2 protein-coding genes are annotated in these 3,101 nt (G+C 58.0%); one reads left to right on the forward strand and one right to left on the reverse strand.

All coding sequences use genetic code 11. The features are described 5' to 3' along the window. Nucleotides 1–412: 412 nt before the first annotated feature. The gene (locus RSSM_RS27200) at nt 413–1,567 is read right to left on the reverse strand and encodes an acyl-CoA desaturase (RefSeq protein WP_008687297.1); all 1,155 of its coding nucleotides are present in this window, start codon (nt 1,565–1,567) and stop codon (nt 413–415) included. A gap of 272 nt (nt 1,568–1,839) precedes the next feature. Between RSSM_RS27200 and epmA the strand changes: the two genes are divergently transcribed. Then, complete coding sequence (epmA, locus tag RSSM_RS27205; protein ID WP_008687299.1) at nt 1,840–2,931, forward strand: EF-P lysine aminoacylase EpmA; 1,092 nt, start codon at nt 1,840–1,842, stop codon at nt 2,929–2,931. The last annotated feature ends 170 nt before the right edge of the window (nt 2,932–3,101 follow it).

Below are 3,101 nucleotides of genomic sequence, written 5' to 3' on the forward strand. Positions count from 1 at the left end.
TAGTGGACGAGGCGACGAGTCCCTTGCGTGGGGAAGGACTCGTCGCCTCGTCCACTACGGTTCAGGTCCTGGGCCAAGGACGCCTCGAAGAACGTCAATAATAAAATCGACGTCCCGCGCGGGCGGGGGTCTCAAGACGTTACTGGCACAGCACTTACAAACTGCACGACCTCCTACGGGGAGAGGGGCAATCACCCACCAACCTCCCCAACCAGCACTAAGGCCAACGCCCCGGCCACTCGCACACGCCCAAAATCCTAATCCTAATCTTACTCATACTCTTAATCCTAATCCCCACACCACTAGCAACTAGCCACCCAAAACCCCACAAAAAAAGGGCGAACGGAAAAACCCGTTCGCCCTAAAAATCAAAAACCCCCGAGACTCACGTCCCGGTGAAATTCAAAACCCGCTACGACTTCGCAGCCACCTTGTTCGCCGCAGCACGTTTCTCCGCCGCCGTCCGGTAATCCACCACGTCCCAAACCAAACCGACCGCACGAAGCAACCGAATGGCTTGCCAAGTGATATCAAACTCCCACCACTTGTGACCGTGTTTCGCCATCCGCGGATACGCGTGGTGGTTGTTGTGCCATCCTTCACCGTAGGCAACGATCGCCACCAACCAGTTATTCCGGCTGTCGTCCGTAGTCTCATAGTTCTTGTAGCCGAACATGTGCGACGCACTGTTGACCAACCAAGTCGCGTGCAACACCAACACCAAGCGAACGAACATCCCCCAAATCAACATTGACATCGCCATGTCAAAACCACCGAAGTAATACCCCGCACCGAACAGAGCGAGCGACACCGCGATGTGGATCGGCAAGAACAAAACATCGAACGCCCGCATCATCGGATCCCGATACAAGTCCGGCACCCAACGCTGCAAGTATTCCTTGCGGTCACCGTTATGCGTGTGAAACGCCAACCAAAAAATGTGACTCCAGACGCTGCCGTCATGCGGCGAATGCGGGTCACCTTCCTGGTCGCTGTGTGCGTGGTGCTTGCGGTGGTCCGCAACCCAATCCAGCGGCGAACCTTCGCCCGCGAAACAACCGATCGCCGCAAACGTGTAACGAACCCAGTTGTAGGTCTTCATCCCGGTGTGCGTCAGCATCCGGTGATACCCCAGACAAATGCCGAGGCTTCCGGCGGCCCAGTGCAACACCACCGCCGTCACGACGGCTTGCCACGAAAAGTAGAACGGTGCGGCAAGGCAAACCAAGTGAGCCACCGCCAACCAACCGATCGCCCAATAACTCAGATTGTCGATGCGTTTGCGTTCCGCCGTCGTCGGACGAGCACGGTCACGCAGCTTCGCTTCCTTCTGAGCCACCAGCGACGACAAGCCGTCTGCGTCCTCGGCACTCGGACGGTGCAAATCGTCTTTCTCGGTCGCACCCTCCAAACCGGGACGGTTCCAAATCTCAGCGTCAACCGGATCGAGCGTCTCGACCGAGCTATCACCGACGACGCTGTCTGCAACCGCGTTCAGCTCGGAATCATCTGTGGAGGAGTGGGTATTGTTTCCGCTTGAGCGGTTCGGGCCTGTTACGGTCGACATCAGAGAACGTTCCTGGTCTCGGGTGCGATAAGGGGGTTTGCTTCAGCGACCGGCGACACCCCGTTGGATCTCCTTGCTGCACCGACAATTCGATGAAGCGGACCGGGTAACTCGCCTGCTGAAAAGATTCGCTGCAAAGCATAACGGGCCCCACCCCCTTTCGTGTCTCACCCTGGACACCGAAATGTAACGGGTTTGTAATTGTTCGATCAGTTCTCAATTTTTCACCTGCTGTCCACGACGCCTTCCCCACTCATTCTCACCAAAACCCAATGAATCACGGCGAAAAGTCGACCCCGGACGCCCGCGCCACCCCACCCCCCGCCGGTGGAAAAGATGTCCGCCCTTCACCCGGAAAGATCGACTTTGTGGGCCAGTTGGGCTTTCGCGATCGACTTTTGCGGCAACTGCGAGCCTTCTTCCACGACCGAGGCTTCCTCGAAGTCCAACCGCCGTGCCTCGCCCGCGACTGCGTCATCGACGCCTACCTCGACCCGATCTCCGTCGATTCCGACGAATTGGGAATCCCCACCGCCAAACTCCCTAGCCTCCCCAACGACAATCCAAACGGCAACTCCGACGCAGCATCGCCCCGCTACTACCTGCAGACGTCCGCTGAATCGGCCATGAAAAGATTGCTGGTCCGCGGCGCCCCGTCCATCTTTTCCATCTCGCCTGTTTTTCGACGCGGCGAGAGCGGCCCGCGACACAACGTCGAATTCACAATGCTCGAATGGTACGAACTCGACGGCGACGCCGACTCAGCGATCCGGTTACTCGGCGATCTCGCCGTCGCCGTCTTCAATACCGACACCTACGAAACCATCAGCTACCAGGATGCGTTCGCCCGCGAACTCGCCATCGACCCGATCGACGCCCCCATCTCGCAACTGCAACGACTCGTCCGCGACATCGATGCCGACCTCGCGATCTCCATCGGCGACGACCGCGACTCCCTCCTCGACGTATTGCTGTCGCATCACATCGAACGCAACCTCGGCAAATCCGTCCCCACGATCCTCAACCGTTACCCAATCACCCAAGCCGCACTTGCCCGTCCATGCGAAGATGACGAACGTTTCGCACATCGTTTTGAGTTATTTTATCACGGCGTTGAACTCGCCAACGGCTACGACGAACTGCGCGACTGGCGAGAACTCGTCCGCCGCTACGAATCCAACAACGAAGTCCGACGGCAACGAGGCGACCAAGCCTATCCGGTGCAAACGACTCTTGTCGCCGCCATGAAAGAAGGACTGCCCCGTTGCAGCGGCGTGGCCGTCGGCGTCGACCGAATCCAAATGTTGCAAACCGGAGCAAAGTCGATCGACGAAGTCATCCCACTCCCGATCACGATCGCCTAACTCAGAAGCGAACACGATTGAGTTTCAGCGTCGAATCCCCACTCATCTTTTTTCCGATCCCCGCTGCGCGACCACACCGCTCTTGCTATCATCACCCCCAATCCAGAGCGTTTGCAGAAACGATTCAGTGGCCTGCAACAACTCCATCTACGCGTAGCGAAACTCGCCGA

The organism is Aporhodopirellula sallentina SM41 (assembly GCF_000346505.1).
Classification (GTDB): Bacteria; Planctomycetota; Planctomycetia; order Pirellulales; family Pirellulaceae; genus Rhodopirellula; species Rhodopirellula sallentina.